At 70.4% G+C, this 20,577-nt stretch carries 20 protein-coding genes and 1 pseudogene; 8 read left to right on the forward strand and 13 right to left on the reverse strand.

Features of this window, described 5'->3' with window-relative positions:
- Window positions 1–248: 248 nt before the first annotated feature.
- A pseudogene (locus GT007_RS19195) lies at window positions 249–1,145 on the forward strand (chromosome segregation protein SMC); the annotation flags it as partial.
- Here the strand turns inward: GT007_RS19195 and GT007_RS19200 are convergent.
- Window positions 1,136–2,071: a LysR substrate-binding domain-containing protein gene (locus tag GT007_RS19200; RefSeq protein WP_160123285.1), complete on the reverse strand. Its 936-nt coding sequence runs from the start codon at window positions 2,069–2,071 to the stop codon at window positions 1,136–1,138. The pseudogene GT007_RS19195 and the gene GT007_RS19200 overlap by 10 nt on opposite strands.
- A gap of 37 nt (window positions 2,072–2,108) precedes the next feature.
- The gene (locus GT007_RS19205; RefSeq protein ID WP_160123286.1) at window positions 2,109–3,572 is read right to left on the reverse strand and encodes a YifB family Mg chelatase-like AAA ATPase; all 1,464 of its coding nucleotides are present in this window, start codon (window positions 3,570–3,572) and stop codon (window positions 2,109–2,111) included.
- A gap of 85 nt (window positions 3,573–3,657) precedes the next feature.
- Between GT007_RS19205 and GT007_RS19210 the strand changes: the two genes are divergently transcribed.
- Window positions 3,658–4,428, forward strand: coding sequence for an FkbM family methyltransferase (locus GT007_RS19210; protein ID WP_160123287.1), 771 nt, complete (start codon window positions 3,658–3,660; stop codon window positions 4,426–4,428).
- On the opposite strand, the gene GT007_RS19215 is transcribed toward GT007_RS19210, so the two are convergent.
- From GT007_RS19215 to GT007_RS19225, 3 genes are read right to left on the reverse strand one after another with little or no spacing between them, the layout of a single operon-like run.
- A complete protein-coding gene (locus GT007_RS19215; protein ID WP_160123288.1) occupies window positions 4,425–5,219 on the reverse strand; it encodes an N-acyl homoserine lactonase family protein in 795 nt (264 codons plus the stop codon). The genes GT007_RS19210 and GT007_RS19215 overlap by 4 nt on opposite strands.
- Window positions 5,216–6,109: an NAD(P)-dependent oxidoreductase gene (locus GT007_RS19220; RefSeq protein WP_160123289.1), complete on the reverse strand. Its 894-nt coding sequence runs from the start codon at window positions 6,107–6,109 to the stop codon at window positions 5,216–5,218. Before GT007_RS19220 ends, GT007_RS19215 begins: the two co-directional genes overlap by 4 nt.
- 2 nt (window positions 6,110–6,111) lie before the next feature.
- Entirely contained in the window at window positions 6,112–6,513 is a 402-nt protein-coding gene (locus tag GT007_RS19225; protein WP_160123290.1) for a carboxymuconolactone decarboxylase family protein, read from the reverse strand.
- A 136-nt stretch (window positions 6,514–6,649) separates the two neighbouring features.
- On the opposite strand from GT007_RS19225, the gene GT007_RS19230 reads away from it, so the two are divergent.
- Together GT007_RS19230 and GT007_RS19235 are read left to right on the forward strand one after the other, a co-directional pair.
- Complete coding sequence (locus GT007_RS19230) at window positions 6,650–7,534, forward strand: alpha/beta fold hydrolase (RefSeq protein ID WP_160123291.1); 885 nt, start codon at window positions 6,650–6,652, stop codon at window positions 7,532–7,534.
- Window positions 7,507–8,487: a Bug family tripartite tricarboxylate transporter substrate binding protein gene (locus tag GT007_RS19235; protein WP_160123292.1), complete on the forward strand. Its 981-nt coding sequence runs from the start codon at window positions 7,507–7,509 to the stop codon at window positions 8,485–8,487. Before GT007_RS19230 ends, GT007_RS19235 begins: the two co-directional genes overlap by 28 nt.
- 7 nt (window positions 8,488–8,494) lie before the next feature.
- Here GT007_RS19235 and arsB read toward each other — a convergent pair whose 3' ends face one another.
- Genes arsB through GT007_RS19250 form a run of 3 tightly spaced genes read right to left on the reverse strand, consistent with a single transcriptional unit; the run spans window position 8,495 to window position 10,362 of the window.
- On the reverse strand, window positions 8,495–9,535 hold the full coding sequence (gene arsB / locus GT007_RS19240) for an ACR3 family arsenite efflux transporter (protein WP_160123293.1): 1,041 nt from the start codon (window positions 9,533–9,535) through the stop codon (window positions 8,495–8,497).
- A gap of 12 nt (window positions 9,536–9,547) precedes the next feature.
- Entirely contained in the window at window positions 9,548–10,021 is a 474-nt protein-coding gene (gene gpt / locus GT007_RS19245; protein ID WP_160123294.1) for a xanthine phosphoribosyltransferase, read from the reverse strand.
- On the reverse strand, window positions 10,021–10,362 hold the full coding sequence (locus GT007_RS19250; RefSeq protein WP_160123295.1) for a tRNA-binding protein: 342 nt from the start codon (window positions 10,360–10,362) through the stop codon (window positions 10,021–10,023). The genes gpt and GT007_RS19250 overlap by 1 nt, the downstream gene beginning before the upstream one ends.
- A gap of 100 nt (window positions 10,363–10,462) precedes the next feature.
- On the opposite strand from GT007_RS19250, the gene ggt reads away from it, so the two are divergent.
- Complete coding sequence (ggt, locus tag GT007_RS19255; protein WP_160123296.1) at window positions 10,463–12,067, forward strand: gamma-glutamyltransferase; 1,605 nt, start codon at window positions 10,463–10,465, stop codon at window positions 12,065–12,067.
- Window positions 12,068–12,187: 120 nt separating this feature from the next.
- Window positions 12,188–13,684: an amidase gene (locus GT007_RS19260; protein WP_160123297.1), complete on the forward strand. Its 1,497-nt coding sequence runs from the start codon at window positions 12,188–12,190 to the stop codon at window positions 13,682–13,684.
- A 26-nt stretch (window positions 13,685–13,710) separates the two neighbouring features.
- On the opposite strand, the gene GT007_RS19265 is transcribed toward GT007_RS19260, so the two are convergent.
- A complete protein-coding gene (locus tag GT007_RS19265) occupies window positions 13,711–14,451 on the reverse strand; it encodes a VIT1/CCC1 transporter family protein (RefSeq protein WP_201451984.1) in 741 nt (246 codons plus the stop codon).
- Between the two features lie 73 nt (window positions 14,452–14,524).
- On the opposite strand from GT007_RS19265, the gene GT007_RS19270 reads away from it, so the two are divergent.
- Window positions 14,525–15,760, forward strand: a complete 1,236-nt coding sequence (locus tag GT007_RS19270) for an MgtC/SapB family protein (RefSeq protein ID WP_236571764.1) — start codon at window positions 14,525–14,527, stop codon at window positions 15,758–15,760.
- A gap of 12 nt (window positions 15,761–15,772) precedes the next feature.
- Window positions 15,773–16,093 (forward strand): cupin domain-containing protein, encoded by a 321-nt coding sequence (locus GT007_RS19275; RefSeq protein WP_160123299.1) that lies wholly within the window; start codon window positions 15,773–15,775, stop codon window positions 16,091–16,093.
- Here GT007_RS19275 and GT007_RS19280 read toward each other — a convergent pair whose 3' ends face one another.
- The 4 genes from GT007_RS19280 to GT007_RS19295 all read right to left on the reverse strand — a co-directional run bounded on the left by GT007_RS19280 (window position 16,094) and on the right by GT007_RS19295 (window position 20,476).
- Entirely contained in the window at window positions 16,094–17,056 is a 963-nt protein-coding gene (locus GT007_RS19280; RefSeq protein WP_160123300.1) for an N-carbamoyl-D-amino-acid hydrolase, read from the reverse strand. It abuts the gene before it with no gap.
- Complete coding sequence (locus GT007_RS19285; protein WP_160123301.1) at window positions 17,053–18,009, reverse strand: N-carbamoyl-D-amino-acid hydrolase; 957 nt, start codon at window positions 18,007–18,009, stop codon at window positions 17,053–17,055. Before GT007_RS19285 ends, GT007_RS19280 begins: the two co-directional genes overlap by 4 nt.
- Before the next feature lie 99 nt (window positions 18,010–18,108).
- Window positions 18,109–19,491: a dihydroorotase gene (locus GT007_RS19290; RefSeq protein WP_160123302.1), complete on the reverse strand. Its 1,383-nt coding sequence runs from the start codon at window positions 19,489–19,491 to the stop codon at window positions 18,109–18,111.
- Between the two features lie 31 nt (window positions 19,492–19,522).
- Window positions 19,523–20,476, reverse strand: coding sequence for a LysR family transcriptional regulator (locus GT007_RS19295; RefSeq protein WP_160123303.1), 954 nt, complete (start codon window positions 20,474–20,476; stop codon window positions 19,523–19,525).
- Between the last annotated feature and the right edge of the window lie 101 nt (window positions 20,477–20,577).

Raw genomic sequence — 20,577 nt, forward strand, 5'->3', positions numbered from 1 at the left:
GCTGCTCGTTCAGATAGTACTCGCGCTGGGTCTTCTCCATCTGCCGCTTCACGCGGTTGCGGATGCGCTTTTCCACCTGCAGCACACCGATCTCGCCCTCCATATGGGCAAAAACGCGCTCCAGCCGTGCCGAGGCCGCGCGCGCGGAGGTCGAGCGCCTGTCCGAAGCGCCTGCCGCCGCCGAGGCCGAACGCGCCGCCGCCGCCCGCCGCCTGGCCGAAGCCGAGGCCGCCCATGCCGCCGCCGCCTCCGCCCTGGCCGCCGCCGAAACCCGGCTGCGGGATGCGCAGGAGGCCCGGCGCCTGGCCGATTCCCGCTTCGCCGCCGCGCGTGAGGGCCAGCTGCGCACCGAGGCCGCCGAGGAAGCCGCCCGCACGGCGGCGCTCGCCCTGGCTGCCCGCGTCGCCGAACGCCTGGGCGAGAACGCCACCCTGCCCGAGCCCGCCGAGCCCCCCGGCGAGATCGCGGAGGAACGCGCCCGCCGGAAGCTGGAGCGCCTGACCCGCGAGCGGGATGAGATGGGCCCCGTGAACCTGCGCGCCGAGATCGAGCTAGAGGAGGTGCGCACCCGCATCGCCGATGTGGCGCGGGAACGCGAGGAGATCGGTGCTGCCATCGCCAAGCTGCGCGGCACCATCGGGCACCTGAACCGCGATGCGCGCGAGCGGCTGAAAGCCGTGTTCGACCGCGTGGACAGCGAGTTCCGCGCCCTGTTCACCCGCCTGTTCAACGGCGGCCGCGCCCATATCGCCCTCGTCGGCAATGAGGACCCGCTGGAGGCGGGGTTGGAGATCTACGCCGAGCCGCCGGGCAAGAAGCTGGCCGCGCTGTCGCTGCTCTCGGGCGGGGAGCAGGCGTTGACCGCGCTGTCGCTGATCTTCGCGGTGTTCCGCTGCCAGCCCGCGCCGGTGTGCGTGCTGGACGAGGTGGACGCGCCGCTGGACGACGCGAATGTGGAGCGCCTGTGCGACCTGCTGGACGCGATGGCCGAGGATGGCCAGACGCGCTTCCTGGTCATCACCCACCATGCGCTGACCATGGCGCGCATGCACCGGCTGTATGGCGTGACGATGCAGGAACGCGGCGTGTCGCGGCTGCTGAGCGTGGACCTGGGAGCCGCCGTGGCGATGGTGGATCAGGCCTGAAGGCCGGTCCGGGCCTGTACGGTTTCCTGGATGTGGCGCGCATGCTGCCGGATGGCCTGGGCCAGCGCCGCGCGGCCGAAGGTGTCGCGCACTTCCTCTGGCCAGATCAGGCGGTAGTCGAAGGTCACAGCCGGCTCGAAGGGGCGCAGCACCAGCCCGGCCTCCAGGAACAGCGAGCAGGAGAAGCAGTCGGCGATCGTCACCCCCGCGCCGGCCGCGGCCATGCCGACCGCGCCTGACGTCATCCGGCATTCCACGGTTTCCACCGGCCGCGCGCCGCTGTCGCGCAGGGCCTCATCCACCAGGGCCTGCCGCCCTTCCTCCCGCGACAGGGCGATATAGGCCTCTCCGTCCAGGTCGCCCGCCGTGACGACCTTGCGGCTGGCCAGGTGGTGGCCCTTCGGCATCACGCACCAGCCGCGCGTGCGGATCAGCAGGGTGGAGCGAACGCCCGGGATGCGCGGCACGCTGATGCCGATGCCCAGATCCGCTTGGCGTGAGGCCACGAGCCCCAGCACCCCGCCGGCGGCGCGGGAATGGATCGACAGCGTCTCTCGCCGGCCGGCCGCGCGCCAGGCGGTGACGGCCCCCGGCAGCAGCGACAGGGTCAGGGAGGGCAGGGAGGCCAGTACCACCCGGCGCGGGGAATGGTTGCGCAGCCGCTCCGCCAGGGCCTGCACCTCCTCCAGCCCGGTGAAGATGCGCTCGGTTTCCTCATGCAGGGCCTGGGCAGTGGCGGTGGGCACCAGCCGGCCGCGCACGCGCTCGAACAGCGGAAACCCCGCGAGCGCCTCTGTCTGCGACAGCAGGCGGGAGACGGCGGGCTGCGAGATGCCCAGCATCGCCCCCGCGCCCGTGACGGTGCCGCTGCGCATGATGGCGCGGAACGCCTCCAGGTGGCGGAATTCCAGCGATGATTTGGCCATGGGGCAACCTCGCCAAGGCGGCGCCCGGGGTCAAGGCTCAGCCCCGCAGGCGGAAGCTCAACGCCTCGGCCACATGCACCCGCTCGGTGCTGTCGCTGCCCGTCAGGTCCGCGATGCTGCGCGCCACGCGGATGGCGCGCAGGAAGCCGCGGGTGGACAGCCGCAGCCGCTCGGCGGCGGTTTCGGCCAGGGTGCGGGCGGCGTCGGTCAGGGTGGCCTCGGCCGGCACCGCGCCGCGTGCCGCCGCGAATTCCCGTGCAGCCGCCACCCTTGCCGCCACCACCGCGCTGGTCTCCCCGCGCGGCGCGCGGGAGAGTTCGGCATGGGCGACCGGCTGCACCTCGATGTTGATGTCCATCCGGTCCAGCAGCGGGCCCGAGAGGCGGGAGAGATATTCCTCCCCGCAGCGCGGCGCCTTGGTGCATTCGCGGGAGGCATCGCCCAGATGGCCGCAGCGGCAGGGGTTCATCGCCGCGATGCACTGGAAGCGCGCGGGCCAGGTGATGTGGGCGTGGGCGCGGGCGATGCGGGCCTCGCCGCTTTCCATGGGCTGGCGCAGGGCCTCCAGCGCCGGGCGGGCGAATTCGGGCCATTCGTCCAGGAACAGCACGCCGTGATGGGCCAGGCTGATTTCTCCGGGGCGGGCGCGCGGGCCGCCGCCCACCAGGGCGGGCTGGCTGGCGGAATGGTGCGGCGCGCGGAAGGGCGGGCGTTGCAGCAGCCGCCCGTCGCGCAGCAGCCCGGCCACCGAATAGACCAGCGAGACCTCCAGCGCCTGCGCCGCTGTCAGCGGCGGCAGCAGCCCCGCCAGCCGCGCCGCAAGCATGGATTTGCCCGAGCCCGGCGGGCCCTGCATCAGCATGTTGTGGCTGCCCGCGGCCGCGACCTCCAGCGCGCGCTTGGCGGTTTCCTGGCCGATCACGTCCGACAGGCAGGCGGTGCCGGCCGGGGCCTCGCCCAGCATGGGTGGCGCGGGCGGTTCCAGCGCCTGGGTGCCGCGCAGATGGTTCAGCAACTGCATCAGGTTGTCCGGCGCCAGCACCGCGACACGGCCGGCCCAGGCGGCCTCCGGCCCTTGCGCGGCCGGGCAGATCAGCCCCTGCTCCCGCTGCGAGGCGCCGAGGGCCGCCGCCAGCACCCCCGCCACGGGCTGGATGAAGCCATCCAGCGCCAACTCGCCCATCGCGGCGAAGCCCGCCAGTTCCTCGGCCGGGATCACCTCCATCGCCGCCAGCACGGCCAGCGCGATGGGCAGGTCGTAATGGCTGCCCTCCTTCGCCAGATCGGCCGGGGCCAGGTTCACCAGGATGCGCTTGGGCGGCAGGGAGAGGCCGATGGCGGTGAGTGCGGCGCGCACCCGCTCCCGGCTCTCCGTCACGGCCTTGTCGGCCAGGCCCACCAGCAGGAACGCCGGCAGGCCGGAGGAGATCTGCACCTGCACCTCCACCGGCACGGGGTCGATGCCGGCGAAGGCGAAAGTCGTGATCCGGGCGCTGCTCATGAAATCCTGATCATATTCACGAATTGGAGATCGTGCAGCGCCGCACGCCCTCGCACAAGCGCGGGGGGCATGGCATGGGGCGGCCATGAGCCGCCGCCTTGCCCGAACCCTGTTCCGCATCGCCCGCCTGGCCACGGCGCCGCTGCGCCCAGCGCGGCGCGCCTCCACCCTGGCCTTGCTGCATGAGGCGACGCTGCAGCGCGTGGAACTGCCCAGCAGCGCGGGCCCGCTGACCATCGTGTGCGGCAGCAACCGCGCCCTGCACGACCCCTGTGGCTTCGGCCGGGATGAGCCGGAGACGGTGGCCTGGATCGAGTCGCTGCCCGCCGATGCGGTGCTGTGGGATATCGGGGCGAATATCGGTCTCTATACCGTCTTCGCGGCCAAGCGGGGCTTGCGGGTATTGGGCTTCGAGCCCTCCGCGCAGTCCTTCGCCGCCATGCAGCGCAATTTGGAGGCCAATGGCCTGGATGGTGTGGCGGAGGCCTATTGCCTGGCGCTGGACGCCGCCCCCGGCATGGCGCGGCTGGCCATGCATGCCAGCGAGGCCGGGCATTCCATGCACGGCATCCGGGGCGTGGAGGGCGCGCGCTTCAGCCAGGCGGTGCCCGCGATCAATGTGGATGGCTTCGTGATGGGTTTCGGCGCCACGCCGCCCACCCACATCAAGCTGGATGTGGACGGCATCGAGCCCGCCATCCTGGAAGGCGCCAAGGACATGCTGGTGCGCCATGTGCGCGAGGTGCTGGTGGAGCTGGAAGGCGAGAACCGGCAGCTGGTTCCCGCCTTCCTGGCAGTGCTGGGCTTTTCGGAAGTGCCGGGCGAGGGCCGCAACCGGCTATTCCGCAAGGGTTAGAACAGCGGGTCCGCGTGCAGGATGGCCACCTCGCCCTCCTGGCCCGGAACGTTGGGGAAGCGTTGCAGCACGATCGGGTCATGGCCCGGGATCACGGCGCTTTCCACCCCATCCGCCAGCTTCCGCGTGATGCGCCAGCCCTGCACCATCTCGCCCAGGTCGAAGACGATGGGGAAGGGGTTCTCGCGCTCCGCATTGGCATAGAGATGCATGGCGTCGCTGGCGATCACCAGCGGGCCGCGCCGCGTCATCACCCGCACCACCTGCAAGCCATCCGAATGCCCGCCCACCCGGTGCAGGGTCACGCCGGGGGCGATCTCGGCGTCGCCGGTGTGCACCTCCACCCGGTCGGCGTAGAGGGCGCGGATCATCTGTACCACATGCTCGACGAAGAACGGCCCGCGGATGGCGTGGCTGCACATGTGCCGGCCGGTGGCGAAATGCAGCTCCCGTTCCTGGATGTGGAAGCGGGCGGCCGGGAACTGGTCCAGGCTGCCCACATGGTCCCAATGCAGGTGGCTGATGACGACATCGCCCACCTTCGCGGCATCGCAGCCGATGCCGGCGAGTGCCGCATCCACGCGGCGGCCGAAGGGGCGGCCGCGCTGTTCGGCGGTGGACTGGTCGTAGCCGGTATCGACCACGATCTCCCGCCCGTCCTCGGCACGCAGCAGCCAGACGAAGAAGTCCAGCGGCATCGCCTCATGCGGGTCGGGCGGGGGCAGGATGTGGTTGTCCCGCGCGATGCGCTGATGCCGCGCATAGCGCACCGCGAAGGCCTCCCAGATCATCCCCGGTTGCCGCCGCCCAGCGTGGTGCCGGCCAAGTGCTCGGGCAGCTTGGCGACGCCGGTGTGGTCCTCGCCCGGGCCCAGCGACTTGGCGGCGGCCGCCCACATTTCCCGGCACAGCGCCGCGAAGGGGGTGGGCACGCCCTGGTCGCGACCGACCTCCAGCGCGATGGACAGGTCCTTCACCATCAGGTCCAGGCCGAAGCCGCTGTCGAAACGGCGCGACAGCACGAACTGCTTGAACTTCTTCTGGGTGGAATTGTTCATGCCCGTGCTGGCGTTCAGCACATCGACCATCAGCGCCGGGTCCAGGCCGAATTGCTGACCGATCAGCAGCGCCTCGATCCCGATCAGGAAGCCGCCGGCGCTGACCAGGTTGTTCAGCGCCTTCATCGCCTGGCCGGCGCCGATGCCGCCGCAGCGATGGATGGAGGTGCCCATGGCGCGCAGGATGGGCTCGGCCCGGTCCAGCTCCGCCGTCTCGCCGCCCGCCATGATGGCCAACTCGCCGGTCTTGGCGCGCGGCACGCCGCCGCTGACCGGGCAATCCAGCATGGTGATGCCGGCGGCCGCGAGGTCCGCCGCGATGGTGCGGGTGGCGCCGGGCTGGCCGCTGGTCATGTCGATGAACAGCGTGCCCTGGGCCAGCACCGGCTTCACGGCGGCGGCGACGGTGGCCACCTGCTTGCTGGTGGGCAGGATGGCGACGATGGCGTCAGCGCCCTTGGCCGCGTCCGCGGCATCGGCCGCGGCGCGCCCGCCCACCTCGGCGGCGAAGCGCGCGGTGCGGGCGGGGTCCACATCCGCCACCGCCACGTCGAAGCCCTTGGCGACCAGGTTGGCCGCCATGGGCCAGCCCATGTTGCCGATGCCGATGAAGCCGATGCGCATGCTCACTTCTTCCCCGGCAGCGCGCCTTCGGCGACCAGCACCTCATGCGCGGCCTTGAAGGCATCGAGGCCGGCGGGGATGCCGCAATAGGCGGTGGCGTGCAGCAGGGTGGCCTTGATCTCCTCGACCGTCACGCCGTTGTTCAGCGCGCCCTTCACATGCAGCTTGATCTCGGGCGTGCGGCCGAGCGCGGTCAGCATGGCCAGGTTCAGCAGGCTGCGCGTCTTGCGCGACAGCGTCGGGTCGCCCCAGGCCCAGCCCCACGCGATGGAGGTGGTGGCGCGCTGGAAGGACATCATGAACTCGTCGGCCTTGGCCATGCTGGCATCGACGTATTCGGCGCCCAGCACCTCACGCCGGATGGGCAGGCCCTTGTCGAACAGAACCTCGTCACCATTGGACATGGCGGTTTCCTCCTCGGTTGAATGGATCGTTCCGGCGGGGATGCTGCTGCGCATGCGTTCGCGCGTCAACCGCGCGGGGCGGGGTTTTCCCCCGGACCGCCCGGTGGCAGGTTGCCGGGCAAGAGAGGGGACCACCATGTTCTTCGAAGGCTTCACGCTGGAGACCCGGCAGATCGGCGGCATGGCGGTGCGCTTCCGCCGGGGCGGGTCGGGCCCGCCGCTGCTGCTGCTGCACGGCAACCCGCAGACGCATGCGATGTGGCACAGGCTGGCGCCGCTGCTGGCGCGCACGCACACCGTGGTGTGCGCCGATATCCGCGGCTATGGCCAATCCGCCAAGGCGCCCGCCAGCCCCGGCAGCGCGGCCTATGCCAAGCGTGAGATGGCGAAGGACCCGCACGGGCTGATGCTGGCGCTGGGCTTCGATCGCTATCAGGTGGTGGCGCATGACCGCGGCGCGCGCGTCGCCCATCGCCTAGCGCTGGAATACCCCGAGGCGGTGGAGCGGCTGTGCGTGATGGACATCGTGCCGACGCTGCATCATTTCGAGCACGTCGATATGGATTTCGCGCTGGGCTACTACCACTGGTTCTCGCTGGCCCAGCCGCACCCCAAGCCCGAGATGCTGATCGAGCGCGATGTCGAGCTGTGGTTCGACGTGCACACCAGCCGCGAGCCCAAGGACAAATCCTTCTTCCACCCCGAGGCCCGGGCCGATTACCTGGAGGCCCTGCGCACCCCGGGCACGGTCACCGCGATCTGCGAGGATTACCGCGCCGCCACCGCCATCGACCTGGAGCATGACCGCGCCAGCCGCGCGGCGGGGCAGCGGATCGCCTGCCCGCTGCTGGTGCTGTGGGGGGCGAAGGGCAAGATCGGCCAGTGGTATCGTCCGCCGGAGGTCTGGCGGCGGTACGCCAACGGGCCCCTTGCGGGCGGGGCGGTGAACAGCGGACATTATCTGGCAGAGGAAACGCCAGAGGAATGCCATCAATGGCTCAAGGATTTTCTGCGCGCGTAGCACGCCGCGCGCTGTTCGCGGCCGCGCTCGCCACCCCGGCCTTCGCGCAGGGCTGGTCTCCCAGCCGCACCGTGACGGTGCTGGTGCCGAACCCGCCCGGCGGCGGCAGCGATTTCGCCGCGCGCCTGTTCACCGATGGGCTGTCCCGCATCCTGGGACAGAACGTGGTGGTGGAAAACCGGCCCGGCGCCAACGGCAACCTGGCCATCCAGGCCGCCGTGCGGGCGGCGCCCGATGGGCAGACGGTGCTGCTGAACTATTCCGGCTATCACGCCGGCAACCCCGCCATGATGGAAAACCCGGGCTGGGACCCGCTGCGGGATTTGGCGCCTGTCGGCATGGGCACGCTGGCGCCGCATGTCATCCTGGCCGCGCCCAACCTGCCGGTGGGCAATCTGGCGGAATTCGTTTCCCTGGTGCGGGAAAATCCGGGGCGGATGAATTACGGATCCTCAGGCCATGGCAGCATCCAGCACATCGCGGGCGTGCTGTTCAGCCGCGCCGTGGGGACGGAGATGGTGCACGTGCCCTATCGCGGCGCCGCCCAGGTGCTGCAGGACGTGGCGGGCGGGCGGGTGGAGATGTTCATCACCACCCCCAGCTCCGCCATGGGGCTGATCCAGGCGGGGCGGGTGAAGCCGCTGGCCATGGCCAGCGCCAGCCGCGCCACGGCCCTGCCGGAGGTTCCCACCACCGCCGAGGCCGGCATGCCGGGCTTCACCGTGGATGCCTGGTTCGCCTTCTTCGTGCCGGCCGCCACGCCGCAACCCATCCGCGAACGCTACAACGCCGCCCTGCGGGAGCTGGCGCAGGATGAGGGTGTGCGGCGCCGCGCGGAGGAAGGCGGCGCCGTGGTGCGCCCCATGACGCTGGCCGAGATGGACATGCTGGTCCGCCAGGAAGTGGAACAGCTGGGCGCCGTGATTCGCCAGGCGGGGATCAGGCTGGAGTAGGCGCTTCTCAGCGCCCCGCCACCCGGCCCCCGCGCTCATACCAGCCCTTGGAACGGTTCACGATCCAGACGACGGAGAGCATGACCGGCACCTCGATCAGCACGCCCACCACGGTGGCCAGCGCCGCGCCGGAATGGAAGCCGAACAGGCTGATGGCCGCCGCCACCGCCAATTCGAAGAAGTTGGAGGCCCCGATCAGTGCCGAGGGGCCGGCCACGCAATGCTGTTCTCCGCTAAGGCGGTTCAGCAGATAGGCCAGCCCCGCATTGCCATAGACCTGGATCAGGATCGGCACCGCCAGCAGCGCGATCACCAGGGGCTGGGCGATGATCTGCTCGCCCTGGAAGCCGAACAGCAGCACCAGCGTGGCCAGCAGCGCCACGAGGGAGACAGGGCCGAGCCGGGCCAGCAGCCGGTCCAGCGCCGCCTGCCCGCCAGCGGCCAGCACCCGCCGCCGCGTGATCTGCGCGATGAGGACCGGGATCACGATATACAGCACCACCGACAGCACCAGCGTCGCCCAGGGCACGGTGATGGCCGACAGGCCCAGCAGCAGCCCCACGATCGGCGCGAAGGCCACCACCATGATCGCGTCGTTCAGCGCGACCTGGCTCAGGGTGAAATGCGGCTCGCCCCTGGTCAGGTTCGACCAGACGAACACCATGGCGGTGCAGGGGGCGGCGGCCAGGATGATCAGCCCCGCGATATAGCTGTCGATCTGCGCCGCCGGCAGCAGCGGGCGGAACAGCCAGCCGATGAACAGCCAGCCCAGCAGCGCCATGGAGAACGGCTTCACCGCCCAGTTCACGAACAGCGTCACGCCGATGCCGCGCCAGTGCCGCCCCACCTCGCCCAGCGCCGCGAAGTCGATCTTCAGCAGCATGGGGATGACCATCAGCCAGATCAGCACGGCGACTGGCAGGTTGACCCGGGCGATCTCGGCCGCGCCGATGGCCTGGAAGGCGCCCGGCATGACATGCCCCAGCGCGATGCCGGCCAGGATGCAAAGACCCACCCACAGGGTGAGGTAGCGCTCAAAGGCAGACATGGCGCGCCCCGGCTACTTCCCCGCCTTGGCGATGGGGGGCACGAACTGCACCTCCGTGTCCCAGGGAAACAGGATCCAGGTATCCTGGCTCACCTCGGTCACGAAGCTATCCACCAGCGGCTTGGCGACGGGCTTGGCGTAGATGGTGGCGAAATGCGCGCCCGGCAGCAGCGCGCGCACGACCTTCGCCGTGGTGCCGGTATCCACCAGGTCGTCGATCAGCAGCCAGCCTGTGCCGTCGCCCGCGGCCAGTGGGGCCTTCACCACGCGGGGCTCGCCCTTGTGTTCCTCGTCATAGGTCACGACGCTGACCGTCTCGATCACCCGGCAATCCAGTTCGCGCGCGATGATCGCGGCCGGGATCAGCCCGCCGCGCGTGATGGCGACCACGCCCTGGAAGGGGCCCTTTTCCAGCAGGCGCCAGGCCAGCGCCCGGGCGTCGCGGTGCAACTGGTCCCAACTGACGGTGAAATAGCGTTGGGTCATCAGAACATCCTGCCCCCCAGGGGGACCTCCAGGTCGGGTTTCAGCAGCACCACGGCGCCGTTCTCGTCCGGCGCGCCCAGCACCAGGAATTCGCTCATGAAAGGGCCGATCTGGCGCGGAGGGAAGTTCACCACCCCCATCACCTGCCGGCCGATCAGGCTTTCGGGCGTGTAGTGGACCGTGACCTGGGCGGAGGTCTTCTTGACCCCGTGCGGTGCGCCAAAATCCACCCACAGCTTGATGGCGGGCTTGCGGGCCTCGGGGAAGGGTTCGGCCTGGACCACGCGGCCCACCCGGATCTCCACCTTCTCGAAATCGGCGTAGCTGATCGTGCTGTCCATGCCTCGGCATTACCGTGGGATGTCACATCGGGGAAGGGCGTATTGCCGCGCGGCCCGGGCCATGCGAACGGTTCCCAAACGCTTGCCGAGAAGAACCCCCATGCGCGATTTTCATTTCCCCGGCCGCAGCCCGGTCATTTCCTCCCGCGGTATGGCCGCCACCTCCATGCCGGCCGCGACTATGACGGCGCTGGACATCCTGAAGGCCGGCGGCAACGCCATGGATGCCGCCATCGCGGCGGTGGCCGTGCTGGGCGTGATCGAGCCGCAGAGCACCGGCATCGGCGGTGACTGCTTCTGCCTGTACTCGCCCGCCGGCAGCGGCCAGGTGATCGCCATGAACGGCTCCGGCCGCGCCCCCGCCGGCGCCTCGCCGGAGGCCCTGCGCGCGCGCCAGGTGAATGAGCTGACCAACACCTCCCCGCATGTGGTGACGGTGCCGGGTGCCATCAGCGCCTGGGCCAAGCTGAATGCCCGCTTCGGCCGCAAGGGGTTGGATGAGCTGCTGGAGCCCGCGGCCCGCTTCGCCGAGCACGGCTTCCATGTGCACAGCCGGGTGTCCGTGGACTGGGCGGATGCCGCCGGCAAGCTGGCCAAGAACCCCGCCGCCGCGAAGCATTACCTGCCGGGCGGCAAGGCCCCCGCGTTTGGCGACAAGATCGCCTTCCCGGCCCTGGCCCGCACCCTGCGCGCCATCGGCAAGCACGGCCCCAAGGCCTTCTACGAAGGGGCCGTGGCCGCCGACATCGTGAAGGCGCTGAACGCGCTGGGCGGCCTGCACACGCTGGAGGACCTGGCGAACGGGCTGGACGCCGCCGAATTCGTCACCCCCATCCACACCCGCTGGCGCGATGTGGACGTGTACCAGTGCCCGCCGAACGGCAGCGGCATGATCGTGCTGGAAATCCTCAACACCCTGAACGGCTTCATCTCGCCCGAGCAGGGGCCGCTGAGCGTCGAGCGCTTCCATCGCCATATCGAGGCCGCGCGCCTGGCCTATCGTGACCGTGACACCTTCCTGTCCGACCCGGCCTTCAACAACATCCCGCTCGACAAGCTGCTGTCGGCCGAATACGCGGCGGCGATGCGCGGGCTGATCCGCGACGACGTGGCGATGAAGGAACTGCCCCCGGGCGGCGAGAGCGACCTGGCGAAGCACAAGGACACTGTCTACCTCTGCGTGGTGGATGAGGACGGCAATGCCTGCTCCTTCATCAACTCCCTGTTCGAGAGCTTCGGCTCCGGCATCCTGGCTGAGGAATCGGGCGTGATGCTGCAGAACCGGGGCTTCGGCTTCCGCCTGCAGGAAGGCCACCCGAACTGCATCGCGGGCAACAAGCGCCCGATGCACACCATCATCCCAGGCATGGTGATGAAGAACGGCGAATGCATCATGCCCTACGGCGTGATGGGCGGGCATTTCCAGCCCATGGGCCAGACGCTGTTCCTGTCCAACCTGTTCGAGTTCGGCATGGATGTGCAGGAGGCGCTGGACGCCCCCCGTCTGTTCCCGCGCCTGGGCAAGGTGCAGGTGGAGCGCGGCATCTCGGGCGCCACGGTCGATCGCCTGAACGCCATGGGCCATCAGTGCGAGCTGATCGGCAAGCCGCATGGCGGCGGCCAGGCCATCCTGATCGACCGGGCGCGCGGCGCGCTGATCGGTGGCTCCGACCCGCGCAAGGATGGTTGCGCGATGGGTTACTGACCCCCCACCGGGCGGCCCGCGCGCGCGGCGCCGCCCACCTGACATGGCCGCCCGGCGATCCAGCGGCGCGGCGAAGCCCAGCGGCCGGAGGCCGCGCCCGGCGTTTGAGGGAGTAAAGTAATGACCGAGCCCTGTGACCTGACCGCCGTCGAGGCCCGCCGCCTGATCGGCACCAAGAAGCTCTCGGCCGTGGAGCTGCTGCAAAGCTGCCTCGGCCGCATCGAGGCGGTGAACCACGCCGTCAACGCGATGACGGCGATGGACCCCGACGCCGCGATGGCCACCGCCCGCGCCGCCGACGAGGCGACGATGAAGGGCGGCCCGCTGCCGCCGCTGCACGGCCTGCCGATGGGCATCAAGGACCTGGAGGAAACCAAGGGCCTGCGCACCACCTGGGGCAGCCCGATCTTCGCCGACCATGTGCCCACCAAGGACGAGCACATGGTGGCCAACATGCGCGCCAAGGGCGCGGTGATCCTGGGCAAGACCAACGTTCCCGAATTCGGCCTGGGTGCCAACAGCCGCAACCTGGTCTGGGGTGCGACCGGCAACGCCTTCAACCCGGCCTACAACGCGGCCGGTTCCTCGGGCGGGTCGGCGGTGGCGCTGGCCACCGGCATGGTGCCGCTGGCCACCGGCAGCGACACCGGCGGTTCGCTGCGCAACCCCGCGGCCTTCAACGGCGTGATCGGCTTCCGCCCGTCCTCGGGCACCATTCCCGCCAGCCGGCGCGGCCATGGCTGGTCGCCCCTGCCGATGCTTGGGCCGATGGCCCGCAACGTGGCGGACACGGCGCTGATGTTCTCCGCCATGGTCAGCGACGATGCGGTGGACCCGCTGGCCTACACCTTCCACGGCCAGAAGATGCGCGAGAAGCCGGAGCTGTATTCCCCGGTGGCGCCAGCCGATCTCGGTTCGCTGCGCCTCGCCTTCACCGAGGATTTCGGCCAGGCGCCCACGGAATCCATCGTGCGCCGTGCCTTCCGCAAGGTGGCCGCCGCCCTGGCGCCCATGTTCGCCGCCGCCGAGGAAACCCACCCCGACGTGACCGGCGCCGATGAGGCGTTCGAGGTGCTGCGCGCTGCCGGCGTGCTGTCCGCGCATCTGGAAAAGACCCGCAAGACGCCCGACCTGTGCGGGCCCAACATGCACGCGAATGTCGAGGAGGGCCTGCGCTACAGCCTGGTGGACCACGCCAACGCGCTGACGCGGCAGACCCAGATCTATCGCGGCTATCAGACGTTCTTCGCCAAGCACGACGTGCTGATCAGCCCGGCCATCTGCACCAGCCCCCGCCCGTGGCAGGAGCTGTACCCGGCCGAGATCGACGGCAAGCCGACCCGCACCTACTTCCACTGGCTCAGCCTGGCCTATTACGTGACCATCACCGGCCACCCGGCGCTGAGCCTGCCGGTGGGCGTGGACGAGAAGGGCTTCCCCTTCGGCCTGCAGATCGTGGGCCCGCGCGGCGGCGACGTGCTGGTGCTGCGGGTGGCGGCGGCGATCGAGGCGGCCTTCGCGGGGGATGCGGCCTTCGCCCGGCCGGTGCCCGATATCGCGGCGCTGGCCAAGGCCGGCCCGATCAGCGCCATGCCGGACTTCAAGAGCTGGGGCTGAGATGAGGGGGGCTCAGGCCCCCCTTTTCAGACCACCGTGCCGAACAGGGCGCCGATCGCCGCCGTCAGCCCCATGGCGAAGGCGCCCCAGAAGGTGACGCGCAGGGTGGGTTTCCAGATCTCCGCCCCGCCCGCCCGGGCGCCGAGCGCGCCCAGCACCGCCAGGAAGACCAGCGACCCCGCCGCGACAATCGGCGCCAGCCAGGCCGTGGGCGCCACCAGCGCCAGCAGGATCGGCGCCGCCGCGCCCACGGAGAAGGTGGCGGCCGAGGCGATGGCCGCCTGCACCGGCCGCGCTGTGGTGATCTGGGAGATACCGAGCTCATCGCGCGCATGGGCGCCCAGCGCGTCATGCGCCATCAGCTGCCGCGCCACCTCTCGCGCCAGGCCTGGTTCGACGCCGCGCGCGGCGTAGATCTGCGCCAGCTCCTCCGTCTCGAATTCCGGGCTCTGCGCCAGTTCGGCGGTTTCGCGGGCGATATCCGCGTGCTCGGTGTCGGACTGGGAGCTGACGGAGACATATTCCCCCGCCGCCATCGACATCGCGCCCGCGACCAGCCCGGCCACGCCGGTCAGCAGCACGCCGCTGGGGGAGGCGTCGGCCGAGGCCACGCCCAGCAGCAGGCTAGCGGTGGAGATGATGCCGTCATTGGCCCCCAGCACGGCCGCCCGCAGCCAGCCGATGCGGCTGACTTGGTGGTTTTCCTGATGCAGGCGGCTCAAGGCGTGCGTTCCCGCGTGATGGACATGGTGGGGCCCTCCGGCCATGGTGCGCCTGCGCGCTATAACACCTGGGAACAGGCATTGTCCCGCCCGGCGGGGCGCCCACGGAGCATACGCCATGCCGATGACGACGCCCTGGTTTCACTTCGCTGTGGCGCTGGGCATCGGGCTGATGATCGGGCTGGAGCGCGAGCGCCGGAAGGGCGAGGGCCCCAGCCGGAAGCCCGCGGGCATCCGCACCTTCGCTTTGGCCTCCCTGGCGGGGGCGGTGGCCATGCATCTGGGCGGCGCCGGCCTGCTGGCGGTGGCCTGTGGCGGCATCGCGCTGCTGGCCGCCCTGGCCGTGCTGCGCGGCCCGCAGGATGACCCGGGCCTGACGACGGAGATCGGCCTGCTGGCGGCCCCGCTGCTGGGCGGGCTGGCGGTGGGCGATCCGGCGCTGGCCTCCGGCCTCGCGGTCACGGTCGCGGTGCTGTTCGCGGCCAAGGTGCCGCTGCATGGCTTTATCAAGGGCGCGCTGACCGAGAGCGACGTGAAGGAAGCGCTGGTGCTGGCCACGGCCACGCTGGTGATCTGGCCGCAATTGCCCGACCGTTTCCTGGGCCCGTGGCAGGCCATCAACCCGCATAATATCTGGCTGCTGGTGGTGCTGGTGCTGCTGATCGGCGCCTGCGGCAAGGTGGCGACCCGGGTGCTTGGGGAACGGCTGGGGCTGCCCCTGGCGGGGCTGGCCTCGGGCTTCGCCTCCAGCGCCGCGACCATCGGTTCCATGGGGGCGGCGGCCGTGAGGGAACCCGCCTTGATGCCGGGCGCGGTCAGCGGTGCCGCGCTCTCCTCCCTGTCCACCTTCGTGCAGATGGCGCTGGTGCTGGCGACCGTCAGCCCGCCCACCCTGGTGCTGATGGCCCCGTCGCTGGTGGCGGGCGGGGCCGTGGCCGGGGTCTATGGCCTGTTCTTCGCCTGGCGCGCCGGCGGCGGCGCCGGCGGGGCAGGGCCCGCGCAGGGCAGCGCGGTCAGCCTGGGCGCCGCGCTGGGTTTGGCCGCGATCATGGGCATCATGCTGGTGATCGCGGCTGCCCTGCGGGACTGGTTCGGCGAGGCCGGCGTCATCGCGGGTGCGGCCGTCGGCGGCAGCATCGACACGCATTCGGCGGCGATCTCGGTGGCGTCGCTGGTGATGGCGGGCAGCCTCACGCCCGCCCAGGCGCTGGTGCCCATCCTGGTGGCCATGAGCAGCAACGCGCTGCTCAAGATCGTGCTGGCGCTGAGCATGGGCACGCGGGCCTTCGCGGCGCGGGTCGTGCCCGGCATCATCCTGTCCATGATGGCGGCCTGGCTGGCGGGCCTGATCTGAAGCGGAGGCCCCATGGGCAACCTGTTCGCCCCACCTGCCATGCCCGTGGCGGAGGAGCAGTTCGAGACCCTGCTCGCCCGCCCGGGCCTGCGCATCGAGCGCATCGTCTCCACCGGCCAGGCGAGCCCACCTGGCTTCTGGTACGACCAGGCGGAGGATGAATTCGTGCTACTGCTGGCCGGCGCTGCCACCCTGCTGCTGGAAGGCGAGGCGGCCCCCATCCGGCTGGCCCCCGGTGACTGGCTGCACCTGCCGGCGCATCGCCGCCACCGGGTGGAATGGACCCAGGCCGCACCGCCAACCCTGTGGCTGGCGGTGCATCACCGGGGGTGATTAGCCCTTGGGCGTCCAGACCGGGGGCGCCACGCTGCCGGTCTGTTCCAGGATGCGGCCATAGGCCTCGACACGGCGGTGGGCCGCGAAGTTGAAGATGGTCGTGCGGCCGAGGTTGCAGTCGTCCAGGTTGCATTCGGCGGTGATCAGCTCATCGCCCCAGCTGGTGGCCTGGGCCATGATCTCGCCCTGGGGGTTCACGATGATGGAATGGCCGAACAGCTCATGCCCATCCTCGGTGCCGCCCTTGGCGGTGCCCACGCCGAAGCAGGAATTCTGGTAGCAGCCCGAGCGGATGGACAGGTGCGAGTGCTCGACACGCAGGTGATGCGCCTCGAAGCCCTTGTTGTCCTGGTTGATGCTGGGCGTGTTGTAGCCGAGCATCACGATCTCAACTTGCTGCAGGCCCAGCACGCGCCAGGCTTCCGGCCAGCGGCGGTCGTTGCAGATCAGCATGCCGATATTGGCCTCGGTGCCCGCGATGGGCGCGCGCACCACGGGGAAGCCCAGGTCGCCCACCTCGAAATACCGCTTTTCCAGGTGCTGCACCTTGCGGTTGCTGTCGAATTCCTTGTGACCCGGCAGGTGCACCTTGCGGTACTTCAGCACCACCTCGCCCGAGGGATGCACATAGATCGCGGTGTTGAAGCGGTGCCCGTCCGGCGTCTTCTCGGCATAGCCCAGGTGGAAGCCGATGCCGTATTTCTTCGCGGCCTCGAACAGCGGGGCGGTCGCGTTGGAGGGCATGGAGGTCTCGTACCAATGGTCCGCGACCGCGATGTCCTCCTCATACCAGCGGGGGAAGAAGGTGGTCAGCGCGAGTTCGGGGAAGACCACGACATTCACGCCGCGCTGATGCGCCTTTTCCATCAGCCGCACCATGCGGCCCACGGCCACGTCGCGGCCCTCGGCCTTCTGGATGGGGCCGAGCTGGGCGGCGGCGAGGACGATGCTACGGCTCAAGGGATTTCCTCCAGGCCAACCTGGTTCACGATGCGGGAATAGTGCTGCGGGCGGCGGTGGAAGCCGAAGTCGAAGATCTTGCCCGGCCCGCGGCCCTGCTGGATCTTCGACCAGTCGAGCTCGGCCACGATCACCTCATCCTCCAGCGTCTTGGCCTGGGCCAGGATCATGCCGTTGGGGTCCACGATCACGCTGCCGCCGATCAGACCCGAGCCATCCTCGTCACCCGCCTTGGCGACGGAGACGGCGAAGGTCGCGTTGAAATAGGCGTTGGCCTGCACCGCGAGCGTGGAGTGGAAGGTGCGGATCTCCTCATTCTCCGCCGTGCCGCCATTGGGGTCGTAGGCCGCGGAGTTGTAGCCGATCAGCATCAGCTCGATGCCTTGCAGGCCGTAGCAGCGCCAGGCCTCGGGCCAGCGCCGGTCGTTGCAGATCAGCATGCCGAGCGTGGGCCGGCCCCATTCCTGCGCGCCGCGGAAGGCGGGGAAGCCCAGGTCGCCGTATTCGAAATAGCGCTTTTCCAGCTGCTGGAAGCGGCTGCCCGCGCGGGGCTCAACGCTGCCCGGCAGGTGCACCTTGCGGTACTTGCCCAGGATCTGCCCGTCCGGCCCCACGGTGATGGAGGTGTTGAAGCGATGCCCGTCCGGTGTCAGCTCCGCGTAGCCGAGGTAGAAGCCCACCTGCAATTCGCGCGCCCGGTCGAACAGCTTCTGCACGTTCGGGTTGGGCATCTCCCGCTCGTAATAGGTGTCCAGCTCCTGCGTGTTCTCGATGAACCAGCGCGGGAAGAAGGTGGTCAGCGGCAGTTCCGGGAAGGCGACCAGCTTGGCGCCTTTCGCTGCGGCCTGCTCCAGCAGGGCGATGAGGCGGTCCAGCGTGTGGGCGCGGGTGTCCGCGCGCTGGATCGGGCCGGTCTGCGCGCCGGCGACGATGAGGTTGGGGCGGTTCGTCATGGGGGCTCGCTTACTCACAGCGGGGTGGCGGGGGAAGGGCGGGGCGGGACGGTTTGAACCGTGCCCGCCCGCGCCGCGCCCATTTTCGCGGCAGCGGCGTCAGCCGCAGAAGATGTTCGTGTGCTGGCGCGGCACGAAACGGCCGGTGCCGGGCTTGGCCAGCACCTCGGCGCCGTCCCAGATCTGCGTGCCGCGCAGCCAGGTGGCGGCCACGCGCGCCTTCATGGCGCGGCCGTGATAGGGCGACCAGCGCGCGTCCGGGCGGTCCTTGATGTCGGCCTCGTCGAAGGTGAAGTCGCCGCGTTCCAGCACGCACAGGTCGGCGTCATAGCCCACGCGGATCGCGCCCTTCTTGCCGTCCAGCCCATGGAAGCGGGCCGGGCGCTCGGCGCAGAGGCTGGCCATCAGCGTGATGGGCAGGCCGCGCTCGATCAGCAGGCTGGCCATCAGCGGCGCGTAGCTCTGCATGCCCGTCAGCCCCGCGCCGCAGGCGAAGATATCGCCGTGATAGACCTTCTTCTCGCGCTGCCACGGGGCGTGGTCGGTCGAGACATAGGCGATGCTGCCGGCCTGCAGCGCGCCCCACATGCGCTCCACCTCGGCCGCGGTGCGGAAGGGCGGGTTGCACTTCCCGAAGCCTTCCAGCCGCACCAGGTCTTCCTCGGTCATGCACAGGTACTGGATGCAGGCCTCGCCCGAGGTATGCGCGCCCATGCGGCGGAAGATCTCCGCCAGTTCGAAGCCGCGCGCCAGCGAGGAATGGGCGATATGCACATGCGCGCCGGTCTCCAGCGCCATCTCGAAGATGGCGAGGTCGGCCATCGTCTCGCACAGCGGGGGGCGGGTGCGGGCGTGCATGATGGGGTCGGTGCGGCCGGTCGCCTTCGCGGCGGCGATGGCGCCCTCCACGATCTCCTGGTCCTCATTGTGGATGCCCACCATGCGGCCGGTCTTGGCGATCTCGCGGAACGCCTCGACCATCGTCGTGTTGTCGATGCGCGGGAAGCGCGTGGCGTCGTATTCGTAGGTCGAGAGCTTGAAGGAACAGCAGCCGGCCTCGGCCAGGCCCGCGATGGCGTCGACGCCGTTTTCCTTCTTGATGGTGCCGTACAGCGCCATGTCCACATGGGACAGGCGGTTCACCCACTCCACCTTCTCACGGAAGATCGAGGCATCGGTGGTGGCGCGCGGCACGTCATAGGGCATGTCCACGCAGGTGGTCACGCCGCCGGCGGCGGCGGAGCTGGAGGCGCCCTCGATGCCCGGCCAGCCGATGGCGCTGCCGGTGTGCATGTGGCCGTCGACCAGCCCGGGCAGCACCCACTTGCCGGAATGATCGGTGATGGCGGCGGCGGGCGGCACCGCGCCCTGGCCGATCGCGGCGATGGTCTCGCCGCGGATCGCCACATAGCCCCCCTCCAGCACGCCATCGGGCAGGACGATATCGCCCAGGATCACGCGGTCGAAGGGTGTGGCGCTCATGCTCATGCTCCAGAAAAACAGGTGGCGCAGGCTACTCCCGGGGCCCGGCCCCGTCATCCCCGGGGGAGGGCGATGGGGGCAGGTGAAAGGCGGCGCGGGCGGCGGTTTCGGCCAGGCGGGTGGTCTCGGTCTCGCGTTCCTGGTTCCAGGCCAGCGCCACGCCGACGGAGGAGACCGGCCCCGCCAGCTCCCGGAAGGCCACCCCCGCCGGGCGCAGCCCCGCGATGCCCGCGCTGACCAGCGCCACCCCGAGTCCCGAGGCAACGAAGGCCAGCTGCGCCATGGCCGAGCCCACTTCGCGCATCGCGCGGGGCTCGAACCCCGCGGCACGGCAGGCGGCGACCTGCCGGTCGAAATAGGCGGGGCTGATGCGGCGCGGCAGGGCGACCAGCGGTTCCTCGGCCAGGGCCGCCAGGGGCAGGGGGCCGGGCAGTTCCAGCAGCGGGTGGCCCTCGGGCAGGGCGGCCATCAGGTTGTCGGCCCCCAGCGGCAGCACGGCGAAGGGCGGGTGGGCGTGTTCCAGCCGCACCAGGGCGAAATCCACCTCGCCGCGTCGCAGCGCCTCCAGCGCGTCGGTGGTGTCCATTTCGGTGACGGAGAGCGCGGCCTCGGGCCTTGCCGCGCGCAGCGCGCGGGCCATGGGCGGCAGGTGCCCGAACAGCGCGGAGGTGACGCAGGCCATGGCCATCGGCGCGTGGCGGCCCGCGCGCAGTTCGCGCGCCAAATCCTCCACCCGGCGCGCGTCATCGGCCAGGCGGCGCAGCATGGGCAGCAGCGCCTCGCCCTCCCGCGTCGGGTGGGCGCCCTTGCGGGTGCGCTCCAGCAGCTTCACGCCCAGCTCCTGTTCCAGCGCCTGGATCTGCGCCGTGACCGGCGGCTGGCTGAGGCCCATGCGCGCGGCAGCGCGGCCGAAATGCCCTTCCTCGGCCACCGCGAGGAAATGAGCCAGCCGACGCAGAATCCGGAATTCCCCTTCGCTCGCCATGGTGCGATATGAAATGCCTATTGAAACCCGGTGGCAATCGGATTGGACGAATGTCCGTCACGGCGCGACAAACCGCGCCACCGAAGGAAGAAGGAGGGATG

The organism is Rhodovarius lipocyclicus, assembly GCF_009900765.1.
In the GTDB taxonomy this organism is placed as follows: domain Bacteria; phylum Pseudomonadota; class Alphaproteobacteria; order Acetobacterales; family Acetobacteraceae; genus Rhodovarius; species Rhodovarius lipocyclicus.